Annotated in this window: 2 protein-coding genes and 1 pseudogene; all 3 read left to right on the forward strand. The window is 70.4% G+C overall.

The features are described from left to right. A pseudogene (locus JWR81_RS06730) lies at positions 1–789 on the forward strand (hypothetical protein); the annotation flags it as partial. Positions 790–1,021: 232 nt separating this feature from the next. Next, on the forward strand, positions 1,022–1,270 hold the full coding sequence (locus JWR81_RS06735; RefSeq protein ID WP_297648205.1) for a helix-turn-helix domain-containing protein: 249 nt from the start codon (positions 1,022–1,024) through the stop codon (positions 1,268–1,270). A gap of 214 nt (positions 1,271–1,484) precedes the next feature. Beyond that, the gene (locus tag JWR81_RS06740) at positions 1,485–3,101 is read left to right on the forward strand and encodes an NAD(P)/FAD-dependent oxidoreductase (protein WP_297648208.1); all 1,617 of its coding nucleotides are present in this window, start codon (positions 1,485–1,487) and stop codon (positions 3,099–3,101) included. Positions 3,102–3,154: the final 53 nt, after the last annotated feature.

Consider the following 3,154-nt stretch of genomic DNA (forward strand, 5'->3'; position numbering starts at 1 on the left):
GTGCCGACGGTGGACCCGAGCTCGCCGTTGGTGGACCTGGGATTCCTCGGCGACGCGCTGGGCCGGCGGACCCCAGAACTGGTCGACGACATGATGCAGATGTTGTTGACTCAGGTCGCCGAGCTCCGGGGCGACGAACAGGTCGTGGGCCGGTTGCGGGCCAGCATCGAGTCGAACTTGTCCGCGATTCATTACCTGTTGGAGCATCCGGTCGACGTCCGGCTGGTGGACCCGCCGGCCGGCGCGCTGCAGTGGGCCCTGCAGCTGGCCCAGCGGGGCATCCCGTTGAGCGTGCTCTGGCGGGCCTATCACCTGTGCACGGCGCGGGCCTTGCTGTTCTGCATCGAGGAGTTGACCCGCGGCAGCGACTCGGTCGCCGAGCTCGGGCAGCGGATCGCAGCGGCGAGCACCCTGGTCAACGACTATGTCGACCATGTCTGTGAGCGGGTAGGGGCGAGCTATGACCTGGAGCGGCAGCGCTGGTTGCGGCAGCAGGACGCGGTGCGTGCGGAGCGGATCGCCGATCTGCTGGCCGGCCGGGTCGGCGAGCGGGGGCAGGTGGAGGCGGCGCTCGGGTACCGGCTGCGCGGTCGGCACCTCGGGGTGATCCTGTGGGACGCCGGGACCCCGGATGGGACCGGGCTGCTACGGCTGCAACGGCTGGTGGCCCGCTGCGCGAGCCTACTCGGTTGTCGTGAGCAGCCGCTGGTCGTGGCCCGTGACCAGTCGACCGTGTGGCCTGGTTGTCGCTGCCCGCCGGCCCGGACACCGACGCCGAGGGGACGCTGACGGTGTTGCTGGCCGAGGCCGGGGAGAGGTTGCGGGGCGCGCTCGGCGACGTGGACACCGGGGTTGGGGGGTTTGCGCGCACTCACCGTCGGGCCGCGGTGGCGCAGTCGGTGGCGTTGTCCGCGGGGCAGGGCGCGGCGAGGGTCACCCCGTACGGGTCGGTGGCCGGGATCAGCTTCTGTGCCAGGACCTCGACCGGGCCCGGGACTGGGTGCGGGAGACGCTGGGGACGTTGGCTGTCGACGACGAGGCACATAACCGGCTCCGGGAGAGCGTCAGCGCGTTCCTGGACACCGGCGGGAGTCTGACCGCCGCAGCCGAGCGATTGGGCTGCCACAAGAACACGGTGCAGTACCAGATCCGCCGCGCGGAGCAGGCATTGGGCCGTCCGGTGCGCGAGCGGCGGGTGGACCTGGAGTTGGCGCTGGCTGCCAGCCGCTGGTTGGGCGCTGCGGTGCTGTACCCGCTGCCGACCGCCTGACTCTCACCAGAGCGACTGTGCTGCTGGCACAACGGCCGGCCCGAAGCTGCCTGGCCAGCCCGATGACCGGGCGGCGCCGGCGCGGTTGACTGTGCCTGAGCCCACCGAGACCCGAGACCAGCGGGATAGCGGTCGGCGCGGCGCGAGCACCACCGCGCGGGCACCAGCACACGGCAACTCGTGATCATCCATTTTCGCAGTCGAGGAGTTCGTCATGCCCGAAATCAGCTCATCCCGGACCGGCCGCTACGACGCCGTCGTGGTCGGCGCCGGTTTCGGAGGTATGTACATGCTGCACCGCCTGCGCGAGCAGGGCCTGTCGGTGCGGGTCTTCGAGGCCGGCAGCGGCGTCGGCGGCACCTGGTTCTGGAACCGCTACCCGGGCGCGCGCTGCGACGTGGAGAGCGTGGACTACCAGTTCTCGTTCTCCGAGGAACTGCTGCGCGAGTGGACGTGGACCGAGCGCTACCCGGCCCAGGCGGAGCTGCTGGCCTACCTCAACCACGTCGCCGACCGGTTCGACCTGCGCCGCGACATCCAGCTGAACACCCGGGTCACCGGAGCGACATTCGACGAGGACACCCAGTTCTGGCAGGTCGAGACCGACGGCGGCGACCGGATCAGCGCCACCTACGTAGTGATGGCCACCGGCTGCCTGTCCGTGCCGCGCACCCCGTCCTTCACCGGCCTGCAGGACTTCGCCGGCGCGACCTACCACACCAGCTCCTGGCCGCACGAGGGCGTCGACTTCACCGGCAAGCGGGTGGCGGTCATCGGCACCGGCTCGTCGGGCATCCAGTCCATCCCGCTGATCGCCGAGCAGGCCGAACAACTGACCGTCTTCCAGCGCACGCCCAACCACAGCGTGCCCGCCGGCAACCACGCTCTCGACGCCGACGAGCAGCGCGAGGGCGTCGAGCGATTCGCCGAGAAGCGCCGCTACGCCACCGGCACCTTCACCGGGCTCACCCTCCCGGACACCGGCCTGCTCGCCAACGAATCAACGCCCGAGCAGCGCGACGCCGTCTACGAGGAGCGCTGGCGGCAGGGTGGCCTGGCCATGTACGGGGCGTTCGCGGACATGCTGGTCGACGAGAAGGCCAACGCGACCGCGCACGAGTTCTTCAGCGCCAAGATCCACGAGAAGGTGGCCGACCCGGAGGTCGCCGAGAAGCTGACCCCGAGGGGCTACCCGTTCGGCGGCAAGCGCATCTGCGTGGACACGAACTACTTCGAGACGTTCAACCGGGACAACGTGACGCTGGTCGACCTGCACGCCGAGCCGATCGAGCGGATCACACCCGGCGGGATCGTTGCCGGCGGCCGCGAGCACGCCGTGGACGCCGTCGTGTTCGCCACCGGCTTCGACGCGATGACCGGTGCCCTGCTGGCCATGGACATCCGGGGCCGCGACGGCCGGGCCCTTCAGGAGACCTGGGCCGCCGGCCCACGCACCTACCTGGGGCTGGCCGTGGCCGGCTTCCCGAACATGTTCCTGGTCACCGGCCCGGGCAGCCCGTCGGTGTTCAGCAACATGATCGTGTCGATCGAGCAGCACGTGGACTGGATCACCGACGCGATCGAGCGGCTGCGCGCGGACGGGGTGCGGCTGATGGAGGCCGACCCGAAGGCCGAGGACGCCTGGGTGGCGCACGTCAACGAGGTCGCCGACTCGACCCTGCTGCCCCGGGCCAACTCCTGGTACGTGGGCGCGAACGTGACCGGCAAGCCGCGGATCTTCATGCCCTATCTGGGCGGAGTCGGCCCCTACCGGCAGCGCTGCGACGAGGTGGCCGCCCAGAACTACGACGGCTTCCAGCTGGTCGGCTGAGCCATGACCACGTCCGAGATCACCTCCGAAACAACCGACCGGACGATCCCACT

The organism is Pseudonocardia sp. (genome assembly GCF_025965585.1).
GTDB lineage: Bacteria > Actinomycetota > Actinomycetes > Mycobacteriales > Pseudonocardiaceae > Pseudonocardia.